21 protein-coding genes and 2 pseudogenes are annotated in these 26,782 nt (G+C 63.9%); 10 read left to right on the top strand and 13 right to left on the bottom strand.

Annotation, left to right across the window (positions count from 1 at the left end):
• Positions 1-188: 188 nt before the first annotated feature.
• Positions 189-3,664: pseudogene (locus tag ACFQX9_RS00330) on the bottom strand (indolepyruvate ferredoxin oxidoreductase family protein).
• A gap of 176 nt (positions 3,665-3,840) precedes the next feature.
• On the opposite strand from ACFQX9_RS00330, the gene ACFQX9_RS00335 reads away from it, so the two are divergent.
• From ACFQX9_RS00335 to ACFQX9_RS00345, 3 genes are all read left to right on the top strand, one after another.
• Positions 3,841-4,809 carry a hypothetical protein gene (locus tag ACFQX9_RS00335; protein ID WP_377786015.1) on the top strand — a complete coding sequence of 323 codons (969 nt, stop codon included), beginning with the start codon at positions 3,841-3,843 and terminating at the stop codon, positions 4,807-4,809.
• A gap of 205 nt (positions 4,810-5,014) precedes the next feature.
• Complete coding sequence (locus ACFQX9_RS00340) at positions 5,015-5,716, top strand: cysteine hydrolase family protein (protein WP_018457164.1); 702 nt, start codon at positions 5,015-5,017, stop codon at positions 5,714-5,716.
• 10 nt (positions 5,717-5,726) lie between these two features.
• Positions 5,727-7,382, top strand: coding sequence for a regulator (locus ACFQX9_RS00345; protein WP_377786017.1), 1,656 nt, complete (start codon positions 5,727-5,729; stop codon positions 7,380-7,382).
• Here ACFQX9_RS00345 and ACFQX9_RS00350 read toward each other — a convergent pair whose 3' ends face one another.
• From ACFQX9_RS00350 to ACFQX9_RS00395, 10 genes are all read right to left on the bottom strand, one after another.
• Positions 7,383-8,207, bottom strand: coding sequence for a carbohydrate ABC transporter permease (locus tag ACFQX9_RS00350; RefSeq protein ID WP_204510551.1), 825 nt, complete (start codon positions 8,205-8,207; stop codon positions 7,383-7,385).
• The gene (locus ACFQX9_RS00355) at positions 8,204-9,142 is read right to left on the bottom strand and encodes a carbohydrate ABC transporter permease (protein ID WP_204510552.1); all 939 of its coding nucleotides are present in this window, start codon (positions 9,140-9,142) and stop codon (positions 8,204-8,206) included. Before ACFQX9_RS00355 ends, ACFQX9_RS00350 begins: the two co-directional genes overlap by 4 nt.
• Positions 9,139-10,461, bottom strand: coding sequence for an ABC transporter substrate-binding protein (locus ACFQX9_RS00360; RefSeq protein WP_204510553.1), 1,323 nt, complete (start codon positions 10,459-10,461; stop codon positions 9,139-9,141). Before ACFQX9_RS00360 ends, ACFQX9_RS00355 begins: the two co-directional genes overlap by 4 nt.
• Before the next feature lie 78 nt (positions 10,462-10,539).
• On the bottom strand, positions 10,540-11,319 hold the full coding sequence (soxA, locus tag ACFQX9_RS00365) for a sulfur oxidation c-type cytochrome SoxA (protein WP_018457159.1): 780 nt from the start codon (positions 11,317-11,319) through the stop codon (positions 10,540-10,542).
• Positions 11,316-11,633 carry a thiosulfate oxidation carrier complex protein SoxZ gene (soxZ, locus tag ACFQX9_RS00370; protein ID WP_085352082.1) on the bottom strand — a complete coding sequence of 106 codons (318 nt, stop codon included), beginning with the start codon at positions 11,631-11,633 and terminating at the stop codon, positions 11,316-11,318. The genes soxA and soxZ overlap by 4 nt, the downstream gene beginning before the upstream one ends.
• Positions 11,633-12,100 (bottom strand): SoxY-related AACIE arm protein, encoded by a 468-nt coding sequence (locus tag ACFQX9_RS00375; protein WP_085352083.1) that lies wholly within the window; start codon positions 12,098-12,100, stop codon positions 11,633-11,635. The genes soxZ and ACFQX9_RS00375 overlap by 1 nt, the downstream gene beginning before the upstream one ends.
• A gap of 8 nt (positions 12,101-12,108) precedes the next feature.
• Positions 12,109-12,561 (bottom strand): sulfur oxidation c-type cytochrome SoxX, encoded by a 453-nt coding sequence (gene soxX / locus ACFQX9_RS00380; protein WP_085352084.1) that lies wholly within the window; start codon positions 12,559-12,561, stop codon positions 12,109-12,111.
• A complete protein-coding gene (locus tag ACFQX9_RS00385; protein WP_018457155.1) occupies positions 12,554-13,825 on the bottom strand; it encodes an NAD(P)/FAD-dependent oxidoreductase in 1,272 nt (423 codons plus the stop codon). Before ACFQX9_RS00385 ends, soxX begins: the two co-directional genes overlap by 8 nt.
• 54 nt (positions 13,826-13,879) lie before the next feature.
• A complete protein-coding gene (locus ACFQX9_RS00390; protein WP_085352085.1) occupies positions 13,880-16,066 on the bottom strand; it encodes a molybdopterin cofactor-binding domain-containing protein in 2,187 nt (728 codons plus the stop codon).
• Positions 16,067-16,077: 11 nt separating this feature from the next.
• Positions 16,078-16,527 carry a (2Fe-2S)-binding protein gene (locus ACFQX9_RS00395; protein ID WP_007594050.1) on the bottom strand — a complete coding sequence of 150 codons (450 nt, stop codon included), beginning with the start codon at positions 16,525-16,527 and terminating at the stop codon, positions 16,078-16,080.
• Positions 16,528-16,784: 257 nt separating this feature from the next.
• Between ACFQX9_RS00395 and ACFQX9_RS00400 the strand changes: the two genes are divergently transcribed.
• Complete coding sequence (locus ACFQX9_RS00400; protein WP_018457153.1) at positions 16,785-18,404, top strand: B12-binding domain-containing radical SAM protein; 1,620 nt, start codon at positions 16,785-16,787, stop codon at positions 18,402-18,404.
• Positions 18,405-18,408: 4 nt separating this feature from the next.
• Here the strand turns inward: ACFQX9_RS00400 and ACFQX9_RS00405 are convergent, their stop codons facing one another.
• Entirely contained in the window at positions 18,409-19,797 is a 1,389-nt protein-coding gene (locus tag ACFQX9_RS00405; RefSeq protein ID WP_018457152.1) for an MFS transporter, read from the bottom strand.
• A gap of 169 nt (positions 19,798-19,966) precedes the next feature.
• Here ACFQX9_RS00405 and ACFQX9_RS00410 point away from each other — a divergent pair, with 169 nt between their 5' ends.
• Both ACFQX9_RS00410 and ACFQX9_RS00415 read left to right on the top strand, forming a co-directional pair.
• Complete coding sequence (locus ACFQX9_RS00410) at positions 19,967-21,028, top strand: isocitrate/isopropylmalate dehydrogenase family protein (protein ID WP_085352087.1); 1,062 nt, start codon at positions 19,967-19,969, stop codon at positions 21,026-21,028.
• A 299-nt stretch (positions 21,029-21,327) separates the two neighbouring features.
• Positions 21,328-21,618: a UBP-type zinc finger domain-containing protein gene (locus ACFQX9_RS00415; RefSeq protein ID WP_198959270.1), complete on the top strand. Its 291-nt coding sequence runs from the start codon at positions 21,328-21,330 to the stop codon at positions 21,616-21,618.
• Positions 21,619-21,727: 109 nt separating this feature from the next.
• Here the strand turns inward: ACFQX9_RS00415 and ACFQX9_RS00420 are convergent, their stop codons facing one another.
• Positions 21,728-22,471: an SDR family NAD(P)-dependent oxidoreductase gene (locus ACFQX9_RS00420; protein ID WP_085352088.1), complete on the bottom strand. Its 744-nt coding sequence runs from the start codon at positions 22,469-22,471 to the stop codon at positions 21,728-21,730.
• Between the two features lie 163 nt (positions 22,472-22,634).
• On the opposite strand from ACFQX9_RS00420, the gene ACFQX9_RS00425 reads away from it, so the two are divergent.
• The 4 genes and pseudogenes from ACFQX9_RS00425 to ACFQX9_RS00440 all read left to right on the top strand — a co-directional run bounded on the left by ACFQX9_RS00425 (position 22,635) and on the right by ACFQX9_RS00440 (position 26,745).
• Positions 22,635-23,405, top strand: coding sequence for a methyltransferase domain-containing protein (locus ACFQX9_RS00425; RefSeq protein ID WP_018457149.1), 771 nt, complete (start codon positions 22,635-22,637; stop codon positions 23,403-23,405).
• 210 nt (positions 23,406-23,615) lie between these two features.
• Entirely contained in the window at positions 23,616-24,617 is a 1,002-nt protein-coding gene (locus tag ACFQX9_RS00430; RefSeq protein WP_018457148.1) for a DctP family TRAP transporter solute-binding subunit, read from the top strand.
• A gap of 151 nt (positions 24,618-24,768) precedes the next feature.
• Positions 24,769-25,245 (top strand): annotated as a pseudogene (locus tag ACFQX9_RS00435) (TRAP transporter small permease); the annotation flags it as partial.
• 207 nt (positions 25,246-25,452) lie between these two features.
• Positions 25,453-26,745, top strand: coding sequence for a TRAP transporter large permease subunit (locus tag ACFQX9_RS00440; protein WP_039799985.1), 1,293 nt, complete (start codon positions 25,453-25,455; stop codon positions 26,743-26,745).
• The last annotated feature ends 37 nt before the right edge of the window (positions 26,746-26,782 follow it).

A 26,782-nucleotide genomic window follows, 5' to 3' on the forward strand; every position in this document is an offset into this window, starting at 1 on the left:
ATGCCCCGCGACCCGGCTACGCCAAGGCTTCGCCGAGGTCGAAGTCTGGGCGCGCCGAAGCTTTAGCGTAGGCGGCAGGCGGGGCATCCAGTACGCCGCAGCCCATCGGACTAATCACAACCGCCTCGGAGTACTGGATCGCCCGCCTTTGCGGGCGATGACACCGAGAATGTGGCGCCAGTCTTCCGCTACTCCGCAGCCGCAGCAAAGCGGCTGTTCTCCAGTTCTGCTTCCAGCCGCGCCTTCTCCGCCGCCGCCAGTTTGATGTTGGCTTCCTTGACATGCCCGAAGCCGCGGATCGTCTCCGGCAGCCGCGCGAGCCTCGTCAGCAGCGGGATCTGCTCCGCTTTCAGCCCGGCGATGCGCTGATCGATCATGTCGAAATAATCCGCGACCAGCTTCCGCTCGGTGCGGCGCTCCTCGGTGCGGCCGAACGGGTCGAACGCGCCGCCACGCAGGAACTTCAGCCCGGCGAGGAGGCGGAAGGCGTGAATCATCCAGCCGCCGAATTCCTTCTTCTGGAGGTGTCCCGTCGTCTTGTCGCGCTGCGCGAAGATCGGCGGGGCCAGATAGAACTTCAGCTTGAAGTCGCCGTCGAATTTCTCCGAGACTTTCTTGGAGAAGCTGCCATCGGTGTAAAGCCGCGCGACTTCGTATTCGTCCTTATAGGACATCAGCTTGAACAGGTTTTTCGCGACAGCCTCGGTCAGCTCCGTGCTAGCAGGCGAGGTTGCTGCTTCCGCCTTGCGCACCTTGGCGACGGCGGCGAGGTAGCGATCGGCGTAGGCCCTGTCCTGATAGCCGGTCAAAAACTCCGCGCGCGTTGCGATGATGTCGTCGAGCGACTTTGTCGGCGCGGAGGTTCGGCTCCTGAATTGCAGCACGCTCCGCACCCGCGACATGTCGTGGGCGGCGAGGCGTCCCCAGGTGAAGGCGAGCTTGTTCATTTCGATCGCGGCGCCGTTGATCTCGATGGCGCGAAGCAGCGCTTCCAGCGACAGCGGGATTGCGCCCTTCTGGAAGGCGAAGCCGAGCATGAAGGGATTTGTCGCGATCGAATCGCCATCAGTGCCGAGGCAATGCCGGTGGCATCGATGATGTCGAGGTTCTTGTCGCCGACGGCGTCGCGCAGCACGGTCTGCATCGTCCCCATCTCGAAATCGAGGTCGGGGTTTTGCACGAAGCTCGCGGTCGGCTGCAGGTCGGCGTTGATATACGCTTTCGTCGTTCCGCGCTCGGCGCGACTGAGCGCGGAGGGACCGGCCGAGACGATCATGTCGCAGCCGAGGATGACGTCGGCGCCGCCCGTCGTGATCCGGACCGCGGAGATGTCTTCCGGCTTCGCGGCGATGCGCACATGGCTCATCACCGCGCCGTTCTTCTGCGACAGGCCGGTGAAGTCCAGCGCCGAGCAGCCGCGGCCGTCGACATGGGCGGCCATGCCGAGCAGCGCGCCGATGGTGATGACGCCGGTGCCGCCGATGCCGGTGACGAGGATGTTGTAGGATGCGTCCAGCTCACGCGCGGGTGGCAGCGGCAGGTCGGCAAACAACTGGCCTGAATCCACCGCCGAGGTCTTGATCCGCTTGAGCGTGCCGCCGTGCACGGTGACGAAGCTCGGGCAAAAACCCTCGACGCAGGAGAAGTCCTTGTTGCAGTTCGACTGGTCGATCTGGCGCTTGCGGCCGAACTCGGTCTCCAGCGGCTGCACCGAGACGCAGTTCGACGCTTGCGAGCAATCGCCGCAACCTTCGCAGACGAGCTCGTTGATGAAAGCGCGCTTGGCGGGATCCGGATAGAGCCCGCGCTTGCGGCGGCGGCGCTTTTCCGCGGCGCAGGTCTGGTCGTAGATCACGACCGTAAGACCCTGGATGTCGCGCAGCTCGCGCTGCACGGCGTCGAGCTCGCGGCGATGATGGACGGTCGCGCCTTGCGGGAAGTAGTTGGTGTCAGGGTATTTGGTCGGATCGTCCGAGACGATCGCGAGCCGCTTGACGCCCTCGGCCCAGACCTGATGCGCGATCTGGGCGACGTTGAAGCCGCCCTCGGCCGGCTGGCCGCCGGTCATCGCGACGGCGTCGTTGTAGAGGATCTTGTAGGTGATGCTGATGCCGGCGGCCGATGCCGCGCGAAGGGCGAGCAGCCCGGAATGGGTGTAGGTGCCGTCGCCGAGATTCTGGAAAATGTGCTGCTCGGTCGTGAAGGGCGCTTGTCCTATCCAGTTCACGCCCTCGGCGCCCATATGCGAGATCAGATCGGTGCGGCGCGTCGGCATGCTCAGAGCCATGCCGTGGCAACCGATGCCGGCCATGGCTCGGCTTCCCTCGGGCACGCGCGTGGAGGTGTTGTGCGGGCAACCCGAGCAGAAGAACGGCGTGCGCGCGAGCTTGATTTGCCCGGAGGCCGGAACAGGAGTGTCGAAGGCCTCGAGCCGGGCGAGGCGCTGCTCCAGCACTGGGCTGTGGTGGCCGAGCTTGCGCAGCCGCGCCACCAGTGCGGATGCAACGATGGTCGGCGTCAGCTCGCCCTCGCTCGGCAATAGCGGCGCGCCGCGTTCGTCGCGCTTCCCGGTAGCGGTTGGGCGCCTGGACGCATCGATATTGTAGAGGATGCGCATCAGCTGGTCTTCGATGAAACCGCGCTTCTCCTCGACCACCAGCACGTCCTGAAGCCCTTCGGCGAAGCGCTTGGCCCCGCTTTCTTCCAGCGGCCAGGTCATCGCGACCTTGTAGATGCGCAGGCCAAGGTCCTCCGCGTCCTTGTCGGAAATGCCCAGATCGGCCAGCGCCTGCCGCAGATCAAGATAAGCCTTACCGGTCGCGACGATGCCGAGCCGTGCCGGCCTGGAGTCGAGCACGATGCGGTCGAGCTGGTTGGCGCGCGCAAAGGCCTGCACCGCCGCCATCTTCGGGCCGAACAGGCGCCTCTCTGCGTCCAGCGGCGGATCGGGCCAGCGGATGTTGAGGCCGCCGGGCGGCATCTCGAAATCGTCGGGGAGCTTAATCTGGATGCGTTCGGGATCACTGTAGATCGACGCCGAACTCTCCACGGTTTCGCTGATCGCCTTGAAGCCGACCCAGCAGCCGGAGAAGCGCGACAGCGCAAAACCGTAAAGGCCGAGGTCGAGATAATCCTGCAGCGTCGCCGGGTTGATCACGGGGATCAGCGCCGCTGCGAAGACCTGCTCGCTCTGGTGTGCCAGTGTCGAGGATTGGCAGCCATGGTCGTCGCCGGCAAGCGCGAGTACGCCGCCATTCAGCGAGGTGCCGGCGGCATTCGCATGCTTGAGCGCGTCAACCGAGCGATCGACGCCGGGCCCCTTGCCGTACCAGATGCCGAACACGCCATCGACCTTGGCGCCGGGAAACAGGCCGACCTGCTGGCTGCCCCAGACGGCGGTCGCCGCTAGGTCCTCATTAAGGCCGGGGACGAAGGCAATGTCGTGCTGCTGGAGGTATGACTTCGCGCGCCACAGCGCGTGGTCGTACATGCCGAGCGGGGAGCCCCGATAGCCCGAGATGAAGCCGCCGGTGTTGAGGCCCTGAAGTCGATCGCGTTCGCGCTGCAACATGGGCAACCGGACCAGCGCCTGCGTGCCGGACAGGAAGATCCGCTTCGATTCGAGCCGGTATTTGTCGTCCAGCTCGACCTGCATCAGCGTCATTTCGGAAGTCCTCGTCTCTTGGTCGGCTCTTATTCGACTTGGGGTTTGCGCTGCGGGAGGGAGGAGCGGCTGCGCGACGCGAATTGTGACAGTCAAGGGCATGCACAGGCGAAGTCAATATCGCTGGCCGCATCCGTGGCGCTCCTGCTAGTCATGGCTTGCTTGCGGAGGACACCATGACGGCACAAGTGTTCGATACCGAGATCACGGAGACCGACGGCGCTCTGATCGGGCCGTGGCGTCAGCCGCATCAGATGCTGCAATCCCAAACCTACGACGCGCACGCCTCGATCCACGACGACGCCACCGCGCAGAAGCTCGGCTTCAAGGGCGGCACCATCGAGGGCCCGACCCATTTCAGCCAGTTTGCTCCGCTCGGCGCGCGTTTGTGGGGACAGGTCTGGTTCGAGAGCGGCTGTCTCTCCGCGCATTACCGCAGCGTCTGTTACGAAGGCGAGGAGGTGCAGGCGATCCTGTCGAAGCCGCTGCCCGGCACCAGCCAGTGCCAGATCCAGATGGTCAAACGTGACGGCACCGAGGTGCTGCGTGGCACGGCCTCGGTCGGAGAACCGCAGGCCGCAACCGCGCTGGAGGCGCGTCTTGGCGAACTCAAGCCGCTCACTGATCCCGTGATCCTGCGCGACGTGAAGGTGGCGCAGACGAGCCGGCGCCAGGCGGTGCGGATGGCGTTCGACCAGATCATGGGCGAGCTCTATCCGTTCTCGCTGCGGCAGAAGCTCGCCGTCATCACCGAGACCTCGCCGTATTATTCAGGCGCCGGCAATCCTTCTGCGAATCCGTGGGGCAGGGCGATCATCCCGATGGAGATGCTGAGCGTGCTGTTCCAGTACCGCTCCAAGGACGATCCTCTCCCGGCCAAGGGCCCGGCCGTCGGCCTGTTCGCCGACCAGGAGATCAGGCTGGTGAAGGGCCCGCTGTTTGTGGACGAGGACTACGAAGTCGAGCGCGAGGTCGTCGCGCTCTCCGGCAGCCGACGCACCGAGAGCGCCTGGGTGAAGACGCGCGTGTTCGACAAGACGAATTCGGTGGTGGCGACCATGCTGCTGAACATGGCGACGCTGAAGGATTCTTACGCGCCGTATGAGGAAGAATATCGACGGCTGTACGGAGATACTGCCCGGTAGAAGCGAGCTTCGTTGTCGCTCATCCTTTGGGCAAATGCACGTCGCAAAAGCCGCCGCACAGCGAATAAGCAGACCCCGGCTTTCCTCATAACATTCTGACGGCGCAGGAAATTTTCCCGCGCTGTCCGCCCGATTGCCATTGTACACAATGGCACGGCGCTTGCAGAACTCCGGGCAACGAGAGTTCTCGCGGGGGCCTTGAGTCATGTTGAACTCAACCAAGCCGACATTGGGTGTCATCATCGCCGAACCGGAGCCGGTCAAGCTCGACTGGTCGGCTACCGCGCTCCTCATCATCGACATGCAGCGCGACTTCATGGAGCCTGGCGGCTTCGGCGAGACGCTCGGCAACGACGTCAGCCAGCTCGCGCGCGCGGTGAAGCCGATCGGTGCGGTGCTGAAGGCCGCGCGGGAGACCGGCATGCTGGTGATCCACACGCGCGAGGGCCATCTGCCCGATCTCTCCGACGCGCCGCCGGCGAAAGTCGAGCGCGGCGCGCCATCGCTTCGCATCGGGGACCCCGGTCCTATGGGCCGCATTCTCATTCGCGGCGAGGCGGGCCACGACATCATCCCGGAGCTCTATCCGCTCGACAGCGAGATCGTGATCGACAAGCCCGGCAAGGGCGCGTTCTACGCCACCGAGCTCACCGACGTGCTGGAGAAATACGGCATCGAGAATCTGCTGGTGTGCGGCGTCACCACCGAGGTGTGCGTCAACACCACCGTGCGCGAGGCCAACGACCGCGGCTATCGCTGCATCGTCATCTCGGACGGCTGCGCATCCTACTTCCCCGAATTTCACGAGATGGGCTTGAAGATGATCAAGGCCCAGGGCGGCATCTTCGGCTGGGTTGCAAGCTCAGCCGCGGTTCTGGAGGCGATGAAGATTTCCACATCAGCGTAGGGGCATCACGATGAGCACAGGCACGACAGGGACGGCCGGCACCTCCGAGTTCAAGCCAGCACTATGGACACCGGGCGACTGGAACGCGTTTTTCGGCTTCGGCACCAACATCCTCGTCAACATGCTGGTGCTCACAGGCCTGTTGCGCTTCGTGTTGAAGATGCCCGACTCACTGGTGTTCGGCCGCATCCTTCCCGCACTCGGGCTGATGATGTGCCTTTCCACCTTCTACTACGCGTTCCTCGCTTATCGTCTGGCACAGACGACCGGCCGCAACGACGTCTGTGCGTTACCGTCAGGCGTCAGCGTACCGCACATGTTCATCGTCACCTTCGTGATCATGCTGCCGATCACGATCAAGACCGGCGATCCGCTCAAGGGCTGGTCGGCGGGCCTGGTCTGGGTGTTCTTCCAGAGCTTCATCCTGATGATCGGCGGCTTCATCGCGCCGTTCATTCGAAAAATCACGCCGCGCGCGGCGCTGCTCGGTACGCTCGCCGGCGTATCCGTCACCTTCATCTCGATGCGGCCGGCGCTCGAAATGTACATGACGCCGCAGATCGGCCTGGTCTGCTTCGCCATCATTCTGGTGAGCTGGTTCGGTGGCGTGAAATATTGGCGCGGCATTCCCGCCGGTCTCGTCGCGATCGCGGTGGGCATGGTCATCGCATGGGGTTCGAACCTGTTCGGCCTCGGTCTCGGTGGACTGAGCGTCAAAGGCGTCGGTGATGCCTTTGCCAATTTCGGCTTCTCGGTGCCGATCCCGGCGGTAGGCTACGTCTTCTCCGGTTTCGAATTCCTCGGAATCATTCTGGTTACCGCCATTCCGTTCGGCATCTATGATCTCGTCGAGGCCATGGACAATGTCGAGAGCGCGGAGGCCGCCGGCGACGAATATCCGACCACGCGCGTGCTCACCGCCGACGGAATCGTCAGCCTGATTGGCTGCCTGATGGGCAATCCCTTCATCAACGCCGTCTATATCGGCCATCCCGGCTGGAAGGCGATGGGCGGCCGCATTGGTTACTCGGCTGCGACCGGCATCATGGTGGTGGTGCTGGCTTGGTTCGGCATCATCTCGGTGCTGCTGGCGCTGGTCCCGGTCGTCGCGATCTCGCCCATCCTGCTCTATATCGGCATGCTGATCGGCGCGCAGGCGTTCCAGACCACGCCGGTCAAGCACGCGCCCGCGATCGTGCTGGCGCTGACGCCGCATCTGGCCGCCTGGGCCAAGCTCCAGATCGACACCATGCTGGGCTCGACCATGAACGCGGCTGCGACCGTCGGCGGAATGGCCGCCGACAAGGCCGACGCGGTCAAGGCTGCGGCGATCGCAGCACTGCCTCAGCAGGGCGTGTTCTATCACGGACTCGAAGTGATGGGCGGCGGCTCCATCCTCGGCGGCCTGATCCTGGGTGCGATCGGTGTCTTCATCATCGAGCGCGACTTCGAGAAGGCCTCGGCGTTTGCGCTGGTTGGTGCGATCCTGACCTACTTCGGCTTCATGCACGGCGAAGCCGTCGGCATCGGCGGCGGCTTTGGCGTCACGCCCGCGGTCGCGTTCGCCTATGCCGTGATGGCCGCCGGTTTGTTCGCGGCCAGCCGGCTCGGCGCGAGCGAGTCCTACATGCCGCACGCGGACATGCACGCGGCACCGGCGGAGTAGCTACCCGCCCTTGACGGCACCCGCGGTGAGCCCGGCGACGATCTGTCGCTGGGCGAACACCGTGAGCAGCAGCACCGGAAGGGTGACGATCAGGGCGGCGGCCGCGAGCGGCCCCCAGCTCAATTGGTCGAACGAGATCATGTTGTAGACCGCGACTGGCAAGGTGCGTGTCTCGCGTCCGGCCAGCACGATGCCAAAGACAAAGTTGTTCCAGGAGAAGATCACGGCGAGAATGAAAGCGACCGCGATGCCAGGCTTGGCGATCGGCAGCGCGACATGGCGGAAGACCTGCCAGCGCGTGGCGCCGTCGATGAGGGCTGCTTCTTCCAGCTCCATTGGCGTCGTCTCGAAATAGCCGATCATAATCCAGATCACGATCGGCACCGTGACCACGAGGTGGATGATGATCTGCGGCACCAGCGTGCCGAGCAGTCCCAGCCACTGGAACATGAGAAACAGCGGGATCAGATAGGACAGGCCCGGCGTGATGCGGGCGATCAGGATCACGATCGCGGATTTATGCGCGGCCATGCGTGCGATGCCGTAGCCGGCGGGAACGCCGACGAGCAGGGCAAGCAGCGTCGCACTGCCGGTGACGATCAGGCTGTTGATGAAATAGGTCAGAAAGCGGTTGGAGGCGAGCACGTCGGCATAGTTTTTCCAGGCGACATGCTCGGGAAAGAACACCGGCGGGTATGCGGCGTTGTCGATCTCGAATTTGAGCGACAGCGACAGCATCCAGAGAAAGAACAGGATCGCCGGCGACACGATGAGGAACACCGAGAACCACAGGCCGATCTTGCCGATGATTTGCCTTGGACTCATGTGCCGCTCGCGATCTCGGTCCACAGCATGCGTTGGCGTGCATAAAGCATCACCGCCGCGAGCAGAACGATCAGCAGGAAGAACACGACCGCGATCGCCGAGCCGTAGCCGAGGTCGTAATAGGAGAAGGCGACGCTGTAGAGATAGATGTTGATCGTCTCCGACGCCGATCCCGGACCGCCCTGCGTGATCGCGAAAATGATGTCGAAGCTCTTCACGGCATCGATCATGCGGATCATGCCGGCGATGAACAGGAACGGCATGATCAGCGGCAGGGTGATGAAGCGGAACACCTGCCAGATGCTGGCGCCGTCGATCTGTGCACTTTCGTAAGGCTCGGTCGGGATCGCTGCCAGGCCGCCGAGTACGATCAGCATGACCAGCGGCGTCCATTGCCAGGTCTCGACCAGCACCAGCGAGGGAATGACGGTCGCGGGATGGAATACCCAGAGCTGCGCGGGGATTCCGACCAGTGACAGCAGATAGTTCAGTACGCCGAGCTGCGGGTGGAACATCATGGTCCAGACCAGCGCGATCGCCACCGGCGTCGCCATCATCGGCATGATGAAGACGCCGCGCAGAAAGCCGCGGCCAGGGAATTTCTGGTGAAACACTACGGCCGCAAACGTGCCGAGCACGAGCGGCAGCAGCACGGACAGTATGGTGTAGACCAGTGTGTGCCCGACGGCCTCGATGAAGCGGGGATCGCTCGTCAGCCGCAGATAATTGGACAAGCCAACGAAGGTGGTCGAGGAGCCGACCTTCCACTCGTTCAGGCTCATCCAGATCGTGAAGACCCACGGAAAGATGATGATCGCGATCACGACGACCAGCGCCGGGACCACGAACGGCCAGTAGGACGGCGGCCGCAACTCCTTCTCCGGCGCGGCTTCAGACTGTGCCGCGCCCGGAGTCGATTGTGTCAACGCACTCACGCCTTCTCGCTACGCTCCAGGATCGGCCGGTACTGATCGTTGGCCTTCTTCAGCTCGGCGGCAGGATCGGCGCCGGACAAGGTCGCAGTGACCGCGGCGCCGACGATATCGCGGAATTCGGCGACGGGAATAACGACGGGCAGGCCCAGCTTGCTGATCTTGCCGGAATCGATCACCGATTGCAGCCATTCCTTGGTCTTGACGCCCTTCTGGACCTCGGGATCGCCAAGGATGGAGTTGCGGAACGGCACGCCGCCGCCGGCCTGCAGCAGCCGCGCGCCCTGGGTTTTCGAGACCACCCATTGGCAGAGCAGATAGGCGGCTTCCTTGTTCTTGCTCGCAGCGGCAACGCCGATGCCGTCGCCATAGGTCGAGGAATATTGGCCCTTGGGGCCGGCGGGCACGACGGTGTAGCCGACCTTGCCGACGACGCGCGAGGCGGCCGGGTCTTCCAACGGCGGCGCCCAGCCGACGCCGTCGATCCACATCGCGGATCGGCCTTGCGTGAACGAGGCCATCGACTCCATCCAGTTGAAGCCGGCGACGCCTGGAGGTGCCGATTTCGTCAGGAGCGTCTGATAGAGCTTGGTCGCCGCAATGGCTTCCGGACCGTCCGTCAGGATGTTGCCCTTGGCGTCGAGGAATTCCCCGCCATAGTTGAGGAAGAAGTTGCTCCACATCGCCATGTTGGCGTTGCGTAAGCCGCGCCCGACAAAGCCGTAGATCCCTTCCTTGGTATCGGTGAGCTTCTCGGCCGCCGCAGCCATCTCGTCGAGGGTCTTGGGAACGGTGACGCCCTTCTTCTCGAACAGCTCCTTGTTGTAGTAGAGGATGAAATAATCGACCGACCACGGCAGCGACAGCATCTGGCCCTTGTCGTTCCTGGCGTATTGCAGGCCGGCTGCCGAGAAGTCGCCCTCGACGAGATCGGCCGCGGTGAGCGCCGGGTCCTTCATGAAGGGCGTCAAGTCGGCGAGCCAGCCGGCCTTCTCGAACTGCCGCTTCTGCACGTGGTAGCTGAGATGGACGACGTCGAAGCTCGGACGGCCCGAGGTGAACTCGATCACCACCTTCTGGCGCTGCTGCTGCTCGGGAATCTGCTCCGCTTCGACCTGTATGCCGGTGAGTTCGGTGAACTCCTTGACGTATTTTTGCAGGTTGTCGCCGCGGGGGCCCTTGGCAAGGATCACCTCGAGCTTGGTCCCTGCGTATTTCTTCCAGTTCACCTCGGCGCGCGCCGGCAATCCCGTCAGGCTGAGCGCGCCAGCTGCGGCAGTGCCGGTCAATAGCGTACGACGCGAGATTTTGTGGTTGACCACTTGAGGTCCCTCCCTGTGACTCAATTTGGGCGGATACTAGCGGCCGTTGCGCGTCTGCCTAGTCCTAATCTGTGGAATTCAGGGCCGCACGGCCGGCGTTTCCATCGGCAAGCCATGCGCTCGCGACATCAGATAGAGTTCGAGCGCGACCAGCTCGGGCGCGCCGAAATCATAGGCCTGGGCGCGGACACCCGTCATGCAACTGCGTAGCCGGCGCTCCAGCGATCCCAGCGTCTGCCATTCCAGCCGATAAAGCGGATAGCCGGTCGGCTGTCCCTGCGTGATCGGCGCGCCGGCAAGCCGGTTGTTGAAATTGTCGTCGTGGCAATTGGTGCAGGCAAGGTTGAGCTGCCCTTCGCGCTGCATGAAGAGGTCGCGGCCCTGCTCGACGAATGGCTTCAATTGCGGATCGTCGCCGGCCGTGATCGTGATGCCGCGCGATTGATGCGCGACGAAGGCGGACAGGGCCAGCAGGTCGCGGCTTTCGTAGGGGAGCGCCGGTGCTTGTTGATGATTGCTGCGGCACAGATTGATGCGCTGGTCGAGCGTGACGGGCCGCGCCAGCGCCTTGTCGAAGGCCGGATAGCGCGCCGCGACGCCTTTCATGCTGCCGCGTGCATCGCCATGGCAATCCGCACAGGCCTTGTCGGCGCTGCCGGTCTTCTTCGTCCACAACGCCTCGCCGTCGAGCACGAACAGCATGCCGGGATTTGAGGTGTCGTCATCCTGCATCGCGCGGGTGTCGGGCCCCATGAACGAATAGCCGGAGCGGCGCGCGTCCGGCGGAATCTCGCCGGCGAGCAGGGCAGGGGCCGTGGCGAGGAACGCCGCGGCCGATATCGCGCGCCAAAAACTCATTCGACCGTGATCGACGCCGATGCGCTGGACAAATAGCCGTTGTCGCCGATCCATTCGAACTCGAACTTGCCGCTCTCCTTCGCGACCGTGAAGAACGACAGATAGGGATTGGCCGCGATCGCGGGGAAGAGATCGGCGCGAAAAATCTCGGTGCCGTTGTAGCGGCACGTGAAACTCGTGATGATGTCGCGGGGCACCAGCGCGCCGTCCGCGGTATGGCGGAAGCCCGTCTCCATGATGTGCGAGGTCAACGTGCGGATCTCGATGATTTCGCCGCGCCTGGCTTTCGCCGGAACGTTGATGAGCGCGGCCATCAATTCATCTCCTCGGTGCAGGCGGCCAGCGTCACCACGATCTCGGCCGTGACCTGCCAGAACGTGTCGTCGGAAAGACGCGCGATCGCCACCACCTTCTGGGTGTCGGCGAGCCGAATCCGGGTCGAGATTTGGGCGCGGCCGGACGAGGGGCCGAGATAGAAATTGCCGATGTTCGGCTGCGGGTTCTTCTCGTTGAAGACGTGGATGCTCTTGACGTAGTCGCCCGCCGTCATCGGGCTCGCGACGCGCACGGTCAGCGGCACCGTGTTGCCGTTCTCGACCAGCGGCGGAATGTCGAGCTTCACCTTGCCGGTGCGGACAGGTGCTTCGCCGACGACGTTGCGGATCGCGGCAGTGAGCATCGCCGGTGTCGCCTCGAGCGGCCGCAGCGTGACCATCGGGATCGCCCCGGCGAACGTCACGCTTCCGGCAAGATTCAGGAATTGTCGTCGCGTGGTCGGCATGAACAGTCCTAGTCCCGAAGCGTTGCAAGGAAAGCCACGATGTCCTCGATCTCGGCGGCGGACAAGATCGGTTTGCCGACGAAGTTTCGCCCGACCCGCACGAGGTGATCGGTGCGATAATAGGACGGCATGATGGTCTTCGGGTTGAAGCGCGCCGCATCGACCAGTCGAAGCCGCAACTGGCTCACCGTCCAGCGGTTCCCCGCACCCGAGAGGTCAGGCGCGAGGTCGCCCTGGAACCGGGTCTCCGGGAAGGGGCCGGAATGGCACAGGATGCAGGTCGTCGTGCGCGCGAGCACCAGCGCGCGCCCGCGCGCGGCATCGCCGGACGCGCCGGTGAGCGATTCCGCGATGCCGTCGCCGGCGACGTTGTAGTGCCGGAGCTCCTCGGCCCCTGCATGGCAGGCGAAGGCGCAACTGGCGGCGATCAGCGCTGCGATATGGACCGATGTTCTAGCCAAAGGTGTCCGCCGTGATGGCTCGAAACCAGCGCTCGGCTTCAGTCGCCTCGCGGGCGCGCAATTCGCGCGGCGCATCGGCCGGGCTGGTCGCTCCGCCCTCGACCTCGGCGAAGATGTCGCCCCTGGGCTGGTAATTGCCCGCGAGTGAAAAGCCGTAGCCGGGTGCGACAATGTTGTAGCACACGCCTGTCAGTCGCGGCGTTTCTGGTGCGCGGCCGGCAAGGAGGTTCACGATCGCGGAAGCGCAGGCCTTGCCCTGTGCGCTTGCCGCGGATGCCGATTTGGGAATGCCCCCGCCGAGGCAGGCATCGCCGATGACGTGGATGTTCGGGACAAGTTTCGATTCGAAGGTAACGGGATCGATCGGGCACCAGCCGGTGGCATCCGCCGCGCCCGCGACCTCAGCGATGCGTCCGGCACGCTGCGGCGGGATGACGTTGGCGACGTCGGGGGTGTAATTGCCGAATTCGGTGACAATGGTCCTGGTCGCAGGATCGACCGAGGTCACGCGGCCGCCTTGCGACAGAGCGATGCGTTCGATCATGTCCCCGTAAAGCTCCTTCCACGCCTTCTCGAACAGCCGCTGCTGGGAGAAAGTGTCCTTGGCATCGAGAATCAAGACCTTTGAGCGCGGCTTCGTCGTTTTCAGGTAATGCGCGATCAGGCTGGCTCGCTCGTAAGGCGCCGGCGGACAGCGCGAGGGATTGGCGGGGATGGCAATGGCGACAGTGCCGCCGTCCGGCATGGCCTCCAGCTGCCCACGCAGCAATAGCGTCTGCGCACCGGCCTTCCAGGCATGCGGCATCTTTTCTGATGTGGCGTCGTCGTAGCCGGGCAGAGCCTCGAAATGGAAGTCGATGCCGGGAGAGAGGACGAGACGATCATAGGGCAGCGCAACGCCATCGGCCGTCACGACGCTGCGCAGCTGCGGCTCGATTGTGGTTACGGCTTGGCTGATCACCGTGACGCCTTCGGCGGCGACCTTGTCATAGCCAAACTGCTGCACGTCGATCTCGCGCAGACCCGCGATCACCTCGTTGCTGAACGGGCAGGAAGTGAAGACGGTACTGGGTTCGATCAGGATGACTTGCAAGTTTGCCTGCGCGCGCTTCAGCGCGCGGGCGCACGCCGCACCACCGAAGCCGCCGCCGACCACGACGACGCGGCCCGCCGATTGCGCGCGCAGGATCGTAGGGGCGGCGAATGATGTGGCCGCAGCGGCGATGCCGAGGACGGCATCCCGCCGTGTCACCGGCGCATTCATGAGTCTTGTCCGGAAAGTGTGCCGCGGCGGCGATTGCGGCCGCCGCGGCGTTTCTCAGGCGAAGGTGATGTTCTGGTCGCGCAGCGGCACCGAACGGATGCGTTTGCCCGTCGCCGCGAAGTACGCATTGAGCACCGCCGGCGCCGCGACGCCGATGGTCGGCTCGCCGACACCGCCCCAGAACCCGCCGCTCGGCACCATCACCGACTCCACCTTCGGCATCTCGTTGATGCGCATCGAATTGTAGGTGTCGAAGTTGGTCTGCTCGATCTTGCCGTCCTTGACGGTGCAGCCGCCGTAGAACAGCGCGGAGAGGCCATAGACGAAGGACCCCGCGATCTGCCGCTCCACCTGGGCCGGATTGACGACGTAGCCGGGATCGGTGGAGGCGACGATGCGATGCACCTTGATCTTGTTGCCGTCGGTCACCGAGATTTCGGCAGCGCCGGCGACATAGCTGCCATAGCCCATCACCTGCGCGATGCCGCGATAGATGCCCTGTGGCGCCGGAGTGCTCCAGCCGATCTTCTCGGCCACGGCATTGAGCACCGCCAGATGCTTGGGGTGATTGCCCATCAGCTTGCGGCGGAATTCGAGCGGGTCCTGGCCTGCGGCCTGGGCCAGCTCGTCCATGAAGCATTCCATGTAGATCGCGTTGTGATTGACGTTGACGCCGCGCCAGAAGCCCGGCGGAACGTGCGGGTTGCGCATCGCATGCTCGACCAGGAGGTTCGGCACGGAGTAACCGAACGCGGCTTCGCCGGACTGGGCGACGCCCTGGAATGCGGCCGGATCCATGCCGTTCTGCAGCGCTTCGGGGCGGAGCGAGAACAGGATCGATTGCCCGGACAGGCGGTAGTGCAGCGCGACCAGATTGTTGTCGGCATCGAACGCGCCGGTCATCTTGCACTGGGTGATCGGGTGATATCTGCCGTGCGCCATGTCCTCTTCGCGCGACCACAACAGCTTGATCGGCGTGCCCGGCATCTCCTTGGCGATCAAGACGGCCTGGCGGACATAGTCGGTCTGGCCGCGCCGGCCGAAGCCGCCGCCCGGCATCACCTTGTGCACGTCGCACTTCTCCGCCGGCAGGCCCGACGCTTCCAACGTGGCCGCGAAGGCTGCCTCGCCATTCTGCGTGCCGCACCAGACCTCGCATTTGTCCGCCGTGTAGAGCGCCGTGGCGTTCATTGGCTCCATGGTGGCGTGGTTCTGGTAGGGATAGCTGTAGACGGCCTCGATTTTTTTGGCGGCACCGGCAATCGCCGCCTTCGCGTCGCCGTTCTTGTTGCCGACATAGGCCGGCTGCCCGTTATCGAGGCCCTCGGTCAGCCATTTCGCGATCGACTCGCTCGAGACCTTGGCGTTGTCGCCCTCGTCCCAGACGATCGGCAGCGCCTCCAGTGCGGTCTTGGCGTGCCACCAGGTGTCGGCAACGACGGCGACCGCGGTGTCGCCGACCTTGACGACCTTCTTGACGCCTTTCATGCCGGTGATCTTGGCTTCGTCATAGCTTTTCAGCTTGCCGCCGAACACCGGGCAATCCTTGATCGCGGCGTTCAGCATGCCCGGCAGCTTGACATCGATGCCGTAGACCATGGTGCCGGTGGTCTTCTCGGCGGTGTCCAGCCGCTTCACGCCCTTGCCGATCAGCTTCCAGTCCTTGGGGTCCTTCAGCTTGACCTCGGCCGGCGGCGTCAGCTTGGCCGCGGCCTCGGCGACCTTGCCGTAGGTCGTGGTCTTGCCGGACGGCGTGTGGGTAATGACGCTGTTGGCGGCCGTGCATTCGGACGCCGGCACTTTCCACGCCTCGGCGGCGGCCTGGATCAGCATCACGCGTGCGGTGGCACCGCCCTTGCGGACGTAGTCTTGCGAAGAGCGGATGCCGCGGCTGCCGCCGGTCGAGAAATCGCCCCAGACGCGCTTGCGGGCGACGCTCTGGCCCGGTGTCGGATATTCGGTCGAGACCTTCGACCAGTCGCATTCGAGTTCCTCGGCGACGAGCTGGGCAAGGCCGGTGAGGGAGCCCTGGCCCATTTCGGAGCGGGCGATGCGGATGACGACGGTGTCGTCGGGCCTGACCACGACCCAGGCGCCGATCTCCGGGGAGCCGTCGGCCGCGCGGACCACGGCGGGACCGCCGAAGGGGATATCGAGGCCGATTGCGAGACCTGCGCCGACCGCGGCGGTGCCGATGACGAAGGCACGGCGGTTCATCCTGGGAGAGACATGCTTGTTCATGTGGCGGCTCCTTACGCGCTTGCGATCGTGTGGATCGCTTCGCGCACCTGCTGGAAGGTGCCGCAGCGGCAGATATTGGTGATGGCCTCGTCGATGTCGGCGTCGGTCGGCTTCGGCTTCTCGCTCAGCAGCGCCGCCACCGCCATGATCATGCCGCTCTGGCAATAGCCGCATTGCGGAACGTCCTGGGCAATCCAGGCTTCCTGCACCTTGTGCAGCGCGTTGCCGGAGGCGAGCCCTTCGATGGTCGTGATCTTCTTGCCTGCGGCTTCGCCGACCGAAACCCCGCAGGAGCGGGTGGCGACGCCGTCGATGTGAACGGTGCAGGCGCCGCATTGTGCAATGCCGCAGCCATATTTGGTGCCGGTGAGGCCGGCATTCTCGCGGATCGCCCAGAGCAGGGGCGTATCCGGCTCGACGTCGAGCGTGAAGGTTTTTCCGTTGATTGTTAGGTTTGCCATCGCAGTCCCCTGATTGGCCCAATCCACCGACTGGACTCAGCGGCGCAATGTGTCCGGCAAATTGGAAACGTTCAAATCAATAGTCCGAGGGGTAACCGGCGGGGATTCCTTCCCCGGGCGCCCGCGGCATGGCTTGGAGCGACGTCTACTGGCTTCCGCGCCGACGCCCCCGGAACCGAGAGCGACAGTTTGTCCCTTTTGGCAGGGTGCAAGTCGAGAATGCTCTGCTACAGTGGAATCAGCCAAAAAGGGGTTCCATGAACGTACCGCAGCCTTGCAAAGTCCTGATGCTCTATCCGCTGTTCTCGGCAGAGTCCTTCTGGAGCTTTGGCGAATCCTGCAAAGTGTTGGGTGTGAAGCGGCCCGCGGCCCCTTTGGGGCTGATCACCGTTGCCGCGATGCTGCCCGAGAGCTGGACGGTCCGGCTGATCGATTGCAACACGGAATCCTTCAGCGACGAGGATCTTTCCTGGGCCGACGTCGTCTTCACCGGCGGAATGATGCCGCAGCAGGCCGACACGCTGCGCCTGATCGAAATTTGCCGTGCCGCGGGCAAGCCGGTGGTCGTGGGCGGTCCCGATCCCACCTCGAGCCCCCATATCTATGAGAGGGCCGACTTCCAGGTGCTCGGAGAGGCCGAAAGCGTTCTCCACGAATTCGTCGCGGCCTGGGACAGTGGCGCACGCTCCGGCGTCTTCATTGCGCCGAAATTCCAGGCCGACGTCACCAAGACGCCGGTGCCGCGCTTCGATCTGCTGAAGTTCGAGGACTACCTTTATCTCGGTGTGCAGTATTCCCGCGGCTGCCCGTTCACCTGCGAGTTCTGCGATATCATCGAGCTCTATGGCCGGGTGCCGCGAACCAAGACGAACGAGCAAATGCTGGTCGAGCTCGACAGGCTCTATGCCATGGGCTACCGCGGCCATCTCGACTTTGTCGACGACAATTTCATCGGCAACAAGAAGTCGTTGCGGCTGTTCCTGCCCCAGCTGGCCGAATGGCAACGTGCTCACGGCTATCCCTTTGAATTGTCAACTGAGGCCTCGGTCAATCTGGCCGACGATCCCGAGCTCCTGAACCTGATGGGCCAGGCGAACTTCTTCGCCATCTTCGTCGGTATCGAAAGTCCGGATCCGGCGACGCTGGTCGCCATGCGGAAGAAGCAGAACACGCGGCGCAACATCGCCGAGAGCATCCACAAGATCTACGCCGCGGGCATGCTCGTCACCGCGGGTTTCATCGTCGGCTTCGACAATGAGAAGCTCTCGATGGCGGATGCCATGATCGACTTCATCGAAGAGGCAGCGATCCCGGTCAGCATGGTCGGCCTGCTCTATGCCTTGCCGAACACGCAGCTGACGCGCCGCCTCGAGCGCGAGGGCCGGTTGCATCCGGGCCACGACCTGGCGCCGACCATCGGCGCGGATCAGTGCACCGCCGGGATCAACTTCGATCCGGTGCGTCCATTGCGCGACATTCTGACGGACTACAAGCGCGTGCTGGAGCACATCTACAGCCCGGCCGCCTATGCAAGGCGTATCGACCGACTGATGACGCTGCTCGACCGCTCTCGCCAGCGCCAGGAGCTCGCGGAAGGCGATATCCGTGCCCGGATCGGCGCGATGGAAACGGTGCACAAGGTGGTCACAGCCCTTCCCGAGGCGCGCGGGCCGCTGTGGCAGACCTTCATGAACTGCGCCAAGCGCGACACAACATCGGCGCGGATCGCCGTGCAGATGATCGCTGCCTATGCGCATCTCGGGCCGTTCTCGCGCAAGGTCATCGCTGCCATCGATGAGCGCCTCGCTGCGCTCGACGAGGAGACTGTCATTCCGGCCGCGACAGTCGAGGTGACGGCGGCCCGACATCTGGCTTGACCGTCTACTCCACCGCCAGCCGCAAAAAGCTCATCACGCTGCCGAGTACGGCGAAGCCGGCGCCGAGTGCCAATGCCACGACTGCGCCGTCGTGACCGGCCAGCGAGAAGCAGAGCGCGGCCAGCGCCGCCCCTGTCGTTTGCCCTGTCAGGCGCGCGGTGGCGACGATGCCGGAGGCGCTGCCGCTGCGATGTGGCGGCGCGCTCGACATCACCGCTTTCATGTTCGGCGCCTGGAAGAAGCCGAATCCCATGCCACAGATCACCATCCGCCAGATGATGTCGGGAATCGCAGGATTGGCAGGCAGCATCGCCAGCAGCGCCGTGCCGAGGCCGAGCAGCACGAGCCCGATGCCGCCGAGCAGTCCGACCGCGTGCCGGTCGGAGAGGCGCCCGGCGATCGGCGCCATGATGCCGACCACCAGCGGCCATGGGGTCATGAAGAAGCCGGTCTCGACCTGCGAACGCCCCAGCACGTCCTCGAAATAGAACGGCAGCGAGACGAAGGCGAGGCCCTGCACTGCGAACGAGCACACCGCGGTCGCCGCCGACAGCGCGAACATCGGCCGGCTGAACAGGTCGATCGGCAGCATCGGCGCCGGATGGTCGGCGTGGCGGCGCGTCAGGATGAAGCCGAGCGCGAGGGCAGTGACCAGCTCGATGCCCACGACCATCGGTGAGAGATTGTGCGCGGCACTGCCGATGCCCGTGATGAACAGCCCGAGACAGGCCGACGCCAGGGCCGCGCCGAGAAAATCGAAGCCGTGATCGGCGCGCGGCGTCTTCGGCAGCATCGCAAAGCCGATGCCGATCGCGACCAGGCCGAACGGGATGTTGACGGCGAACAGCCATGGCCACGGGCCGAGCGCGAGGATAGCGGAAGCGATCGAGGGACCAAAGGTGAAGGCGGTCGCGACCACCAGCGCGTTGTGGCCGAAGCCGCGGCCGAGCATCCGGCCGGGATAGACGAAGCGCACCAGCGCCGTGTTGACGCTCATGATGCCGCTCGCACCTAACCCTTGCAGCGTGCGCGCAACCAGCAGGCTCTCCAGCGACCAGGCCACCGCGCAGAACAGCGAGGCGATGGTGAACAGGATCAGGCCGCCGAGATAGATGCGCTGGTGCCCGACGATCTCGCCGAGTGCTCCCAACGGCAGCAACGTCGCCACCAGCGCGATCTGGTAGACGTTGACCACCCAGACCGATTGCTCCGGGCTCACATGCAGGTCGCCGGCAATGGCGGGCAGCGCGATGTTGGCGATCGCGGTGTCGAGCGACGCCATCGCCAGCGCGGTGAAGATCGCGGCAATGGCCCAGCGCCGCTGTGCGGCTGGAAGGCCGTCGGAAATGGTGTGGTCGGGCTCGCGCGCGCCGGCGGGTAACGTGATTGTCATTGCGTTAGCGCGTTGCTCCGGCGGCCGGCTCCAGGGGACTCGGCGTGTACTACGGCGCGGCCGCCTTCCACAGGCATATGCTTGCATGCTGTGTATGCGCGAAGGCTGGGCGATGAACCTGCGCGCCGGCGTATGATCGCGCGAACTGCTGCAATGTCAGGGGACCGCCATGCACATCGTCGTTTTGCCCGGTGACGGCATCGGGCCCGAGATCACGGCCGCGACATCAGGCGTGTTGCGCGCGGCCTCCGAACGCTTCCAGCTCAATCTGCAGCTGGAGGAGCACGCGGTCGGGCATGCGAGCCTCAAACAATTTGGCACGACGGTGCGCCCCGAGCTGCTCGACATCGTCCGCGCCGCCGACGGCCTGATCCTCGGGCCGACCGCGACCTTCGACTTCAAGGACGAGGCCCATGGCGAGATCAACCCGTCGCGATATTTTCGCAAGAACCTCGACCTCTACGCCAATGTCAGGCCCGCACGCACCTATGCGGGGCGGTCCGGCCGGGTGGGCGATTTCGACCTCGTCGTGGTGCGCGAGAACACAGAAGGGTTTTACGCCGACCGCAACATGGAGCAGGGCAATGGCGAGATGCTGGTCACGCCTGACGTCGTGATCTCGCTGCGCCGGATCACGCGCCTGTGCTGCGAGCGCATCGCGCACGCGGCGTGCCGGCTGGCGATGAAGCGGCGCAAGCATCTCACCATCGTGCACAAGGCCAATGTGCTCAAGCTCGGTGACGGCATGTTCCTCGAGATCTGCCGCGAGACGGCGAAGGCCTATCCCGGCCTTGGGATCGACGACATCCTCATCGACGCCATGATGGCGCATGTGGTGCGCAACCCCGACCGCTTCGACGTCATCGTCGCCACCAACATGTTTGGCGACATCCTGTCCGATCTCACCGCCGAACTCTCCGGCAGCCTCGGTCTCGGGGGCTCGCTCAATGTCGGCGACAGCTTCGCCATGGCGCAGGCCGCGCATGGCTCGGCGCCTGACATAGCCGGACAGGATGTTGCCAATCCAGTCTCGCTGATCCTGTCCACGGCCCTGCTGCTCGGATGGCACGGCGAGAATAGAGGCGCGGTGCGCTACGAGGAAGCCGCACGTGCGATCGAGGCGGCGGTGGCAAAAGCGATCGGCGAGGGCAGGGCAACGCGCGATGTCGGCGGAAAGCTCGGCACGATCGCCACGGGGGCGGCGATTGCGGAAATCCTGCAGGCCGGGTGAGTGGTTATGCGGGGGCCTTGTTTTTTTAAGGGCTCAAAACAAAAAAGCGCGAAAACAACCCCATGCACAGTAGAAGGCCCCTTGATTAATAAGGGATTTCCGAACCGCGCAGCGGCGGCATTCGCCGCTGCCATGACGTTGACCCGTCGGGCAAAACACTGGCAAAATGCGATCGTGGCGGAGATCGCGGCGTGAATGCATCGGTGGTGGCTGCGGGCAATTTCAGTGAGCTGACCTATGAAGTCTGAGAGGGGTGGCATCAATCTCGCGGCCAAACCAAGCGGAACGGGGTGCGTGGAATGCTCGGCTGCGGGCGGGTGGTGGTTTCACCTTCGCAGATTGTCGAATGCGGTCACATCGGCTGCTGTGATGCGTCACCAAATCAGCACGCAACGAAACACAGCGCGGCGACAGGTCATCCGATCATCACGAGCTTCGAGCCGGACGAACGATGGTTTTACGACTATCGCACGGGAGAGGCTTTCGCCGGCCCGAAGCTTCAAGGTCCTCACGCGCATCCGTTGGATCAGCCGGTGCCCGGACCGGACGGCGCGGTGCCTCCGGACTGGCAAACGCTGCTGCATGAGTAAGGCGGTAGGCCGTAGGATGGGTAGAGCGCAGCGAAACCCATCAGGTTCACGTCGTATGCTGTCGATGGGTTTCGCTGCGCTCTACCCATCCTACGAAGTCCAATCGGTTCTAGAACTGATACCTCCGCAACCCCCCATCCACCGGGATCACCGTGCCCGTGATGTAGCGCGCCACGGGTGATGCCAGGAACACCGCGAGCGCGGCGAGGTCTTCCGGCTCGCCCCAATAGCCGACCGGGATCTCTTCTTCCGCGAAGCGCTCGCGATAATCAGGCGCGTAGTTGCGGCGGATCTGTTCGCTCATGATGCGGCCGGGCGGGATGCAGTTGATGGTGATGCCGTGCTCGCCGATCTCGCGCGACAGGCCTTTGGCCCAGGCGTGCACGGCGGCTTTGGCGGCAAACGCGGCGTTGAGGCCTTCCGGCTCGGACTTGCCGGTGATGTTGACGATGCGGCCCCATTTGCGCTCGATCATCTGCGGCAGCAGCGCATGCGCGATGCGGCGGTAGCTGGTGAAATTCAGCGCGATCGCCTCGTCCCATTGGCTGTCAGGCGCATCGACGGGGAGGGGGCGGCTTCCGCCGGCATTGTTGATCAGGATGTCGACATGGCCGAGCTCTTTGAGCGCGAACGCCGAAATCTTCTCGGCCGCGTCCTTGGCCATCACGTCCTGCTCGAATGGCGTGATCAGACCGGAGCCGACTTCCGTTACCAGCTCGGCGAGCAGGTCGGTGCGCCGTGCCACGCCGACGACGCGCACGCCTTCGGCAGCCAAGCCCTTGGCGATGGCACGGCCGATGCCGACGCTCGCTCCGGTGACGACGGCGGTTTTCGATTTGAGCCCGAGATCCATGGTGACACGCCCTCTTGTTCGCTTTTCTGCTTGTCGCTGGGCTGTTCGTTCTTCTGTTCGTTTTCCTGCCCTGTCCCCGTCAGCCTGATTTGCCCGACCGGGAGGAGCAGTGGTAACCAAGAGCCGCGTTGAAGGGAACACGAAAAAGAAAAGGCGCCGAGCGATGGTCTGGGATCCGCAGCAATATCTGAAATTCTCCGGCCACCGGCTCCGGCCCGCCGTCGACCTCTTGATGCGGATCCCGGATTCTGGTCCGCGTGCGATTGCCGATCTCGGCGCCGGCGCCGGCAACGTCACCAAGCTGATCAAGGAGCGTTGGCCGGACGCGACGGTGACCGGTGTCGAGGGTTCGGCCGAGATGGTCGCCGCCGGCCGCAAGGCGGCGCCGGACGTGGAATGGTCACACGAGGATCTCGGCCACTGGCGTCCGACGAAGCAATATGACGTCGTCTACTCCAATGCCGCGCTGCACTGGCTGCCCAATCATGCGGCCCTGTTTCCGTCGATCATGGAGAAGGTGACGCCCGGCGGAATGCTCGCTGTGCAGATGCCGCGCAACTTTCTGGCGCCCTCGCATGTGCTGATCGGCGAGACCGCGCTGAACGGTCCCTGGCGGTCCAAGGTCGAGCATCTCGTCACGCCGCCGCCGGTCGAAGCGCCGGCCTATTATCACGGTCTTCTTGCTCCGATGTCGGCCAATATCGACATCTGGGAGACCGAATATCTGCAGGTGCTGGAAGGCGAGAATCCCGTGAAGGAGTGGACCAAGGGGACCTGGCTGACGCGCTATCTCGACATCTTGCAGGGCGACGAGAAGGCCGCGTTCGAAGCCGCCTATGGGATGCGGGTCGCGAAAGCCTATCCGAAGAACGCCGCGGGACAGACGCTGTTTCCGTTCCGGCGTCTGTTCATGGTCGCCCAGCGCAACGGCTGATCGCACTGCCGCAATGCGACATAAGCGCTCGTTTCCGGGAGCGGCAGCAGGTGCCGGGTTGCGCATTCAGCAGCGGCCAAGATAGCTTGAAGGTTGCTTGGCTGCGGCAAATTGGGCTTAGGTCTAGTTGTTCGGGTGGCGGATTGCTGTCAGTACTGAAATCGGAAAACAAAAAAGACCCGGTTTTAGAGGTTGTTGGGAGGTTCGTTCATGCGCAAGCTGCTTCTTGCGGTCGCCGCCGCAGCTGTTCTCGTGGGGCCCGCCGTTGCCGAGGCCCAGAGCCCGATCGTCATCAAATTCAGCCACGTCGTCGCCAACGATACTCCCAAGGGCAAGGGCGCCCTGAAGTTCAAGGAACTTGCGGAGAAGTACACCGACGGCAAGGTCAAGGTCGAAATCTACCCGAACTCCACGCTGTACAAGGACAAGGAGGAGATCGAGGCGCTGCAGCTCGGCTCGGTGCACATGCTCGCCCCCTCGACCGCGAAGTTCGCACCGCTCGGTATCAAGGAGTTCGAGGCGCTCGACCTGCCCTGGTTGTTCAAGGACGATCAAACCTATTCCAACGCGATGAAGGGCACGATCGGCAAGTGGCTGTTCGATAAGCTCGAGACCAAGGGCATCACCGGGCTCGCTTATTGGGACAACGGCTTCCACATGCTCTCCGCCAACCGTGCCCTGATAAAGCCGACCGATTTCCAGGGTCTCAAATTCCGCATCTCCGGATCGAAGGTCGCCGACCAATATCTCCGTATCATGGGTTCGATCCCTCAGATAATGGCGTTTTCCGAAGTCTACCAGGCTTTGCAGACGGGCGTGGTCGACGGCTGCGAGAATACCGCGTCCAATTACCTGACTCAGAAGTTCTACGAGGTGCAGAAGGACATCACGGTGTCCTATCACGCGCACCTGCAATATGCCGTCATCGTCAATTCGAAATTCTGGTCCGGCCTGCCGCCCGATATCCGCGCCCAGCTCGAGAAGGCGATGAACGAGGCGACCGACTACACCAATTCGATCGCGCGTCAGGAAAACGAGGATGCGCTGGCCGAGATCAAGAAGACGGGCAAGACCACGCTGCATTATCTGACTGACGCCGATCGCAAGGCGTGGCAGGAGGCGATGCAGCCGACCTACAAATGGGCAAAGGGGCGGGTCGGGCAGGAGGTGCTCGATCTCCTCGCCAAGGAACTCGACGTCAAGATGAACTGACGCCGGCGCGCTGGAAGAACAACCATGAACGGTCGGGGGTGATCGCACTCCCGGCCGTTGCTCTTGAATGATGAGCCAAGCTGAGGGGACCAAGTTGCTGCGTGCATTGAATCGTGTGCTCGATCATCTCGAGGAATGGCTGATCGCGACGATGATCGCGGCCGCGACATTGCTCATCTTCGTTGCCGTGCTGCACCGATATGGCGCCGGGCTGTCGATCGACATCGCCAAATGGGCGGAGGCGCGCAACCTGTCCTTGCTGGCCGCGCCCGCGCGAGCGGCGTTCGTCTGGCTTGCCGCTCTCGACTTGTCCTGGGCGCAGGAACTCTGCATCTACATGTTCATCTGGATGGCGAAGTTCGGTGCGGCCTACGGGGTGCGCACCGGCATCCATGTAGGCGTCGACGTCCTGGTCAATGTCCTTCCCGGCGGATCGCGCCGCCGCGTCATCACGTTCGGCCTGATGTGCGGCGCCCTTTTCACTGCCATCGTGTGCTATTTCGGGGCCGCGTTCGTCGGCCAGATGTGGCAGACCGGCCAGCAATCCAACGACTTGGAAGCACCGATGTGGCTGGTGTATCTCACCATCCCGCTCGGCTCCGGGCTGATGTGCTTCCGCTTCCTGCAGGTCGCCTGGTCGTTCTATCGCACCGGCGAACTGCCGCATCACGACATGGCAGGCGTCGAGGGCGTCGAAATAGACCCGGTCCATCCGGCCCCGGTCACGCGCAGTCAGGTCGTCCGCGACGAACGCAGCCCGCTCGGCTGGGTCCTGATGTTGTTGCCGGTCCTGATCGTCGCCGTGTGCTTCGCCCATTCGGCGCACGTGATCACGATGCCGCAGGGCTTGCGTGTCGCCGTGGTTTTCGGCCTTCTGCTGTCGTTGATGCTCACGGGCATGCCGATCTCCATCGCGCTCGGCCTGACCGTGCTCAGCTTCATGTTCACGTTGACCGACGTACGGACGGAATCGGTGGCGCTGAAGCTGTTTACCGGCATCGAGAGCTTCGAGATCATGGCGATCCCGTTCTTCATCCTTGCCGGCAACTTCCTGACCCATGGCGGCGTGGCGCGCCGGATGATCACGTTCGCGACTTCGCTGGTCGGCCATTGGTACGGAGGCCTTGCGCTCTCGGGCGTGGTCGCCTGCGCGCTGTTCGCCGCGATTTCCGGCTCGTCGCCGGCCACCGTGGTGGCGATCGGATCGGTGATCCTGCCCGCGATGGTCGCGCAGGGATTTCCCAAGAAGTTCGGGGCGGGCGTGATCACGACCTCCGGCTCGCTGGGAATTCTCATTCCACCGTCGATTCCAATGGTGCTGTTTGCCGTCTCCACCAACACCTCCGTCGGCAAGCTGTTCATCGCCGGCATCGTGCCGGGAATGGTGCTCGCCATGCTGCTTGGCGCCACGACGTTCTACCGGGCCTGGCGTAACGACTATCCGAGGATGCCGAAAGCAACCCTCTACGAACGCTTCGATGCGTTCCGCAAGTCGATCTGGGGTATCCTGCTGATCGTGATCGTGATCGGTGGCATCTACAGCGGCCTGTTCACACCGACCGAAGCTGCCGCCGTCAGCGCGGTGTACGCCTTCATCGTCGCAGTGTTCATCTACAAGGATCTGAAGCTGCGAGACGTGCCGCGGGTGCTGCTGTCGTCGGCAAATCTTTCAGCGATGCTGCTCTACATCATCACCAACGCCGTCTTGTTCTCTTTCCTGATGACTTACGAGAACGTGCCGCAAGCGCTCGCGCAATGGATGATCGACCAGGGCCTCGGCTGGATCGGCTTCCTCCTCGTCGTCAATCTCCTGCTGCTATTAGCCGGCAACGTGATGGAGCCATCCTCGATCATCCTGATCATGGCGCCGATCCTGTTTCCGGTTGCGATCAAGCTCGGCATCGATCCGATCCATTTCGGCATCCTGATGACGGTCAACATGGAGGTCGGGCTGTGCCATCCGCCGGTCGGCCTCAATCTCTACGTGGCCTCAGGCATCGCCAAGATGGGTATCACCGAGCTCACGGTCGCGGTGTGGCCATGGCTGCTGACGATGTTGGGATTCCTGGTGGTCGTGACCTATTGGCCCGGCCTGTCGCTGTGGCTGCCGAGGCTGTTGGGCATGTAGCCCGCGAACACGCTGCTTCTCTCCACCTGTGGGCGCG

The sequence above is a fragment of the Bradyrhizobium sp. GCM10028915 genome, assembly GCF_042666195.1.
In the GTDB taxonomy this organism is placed as follows: domain Bacteria; phylum Pseudomonadota; class Alphaproteobacteria; order Rhizobiales; family Xanthobacteraceae; genus Bradyrhizobium; species Bradyrhizobium canariense_D.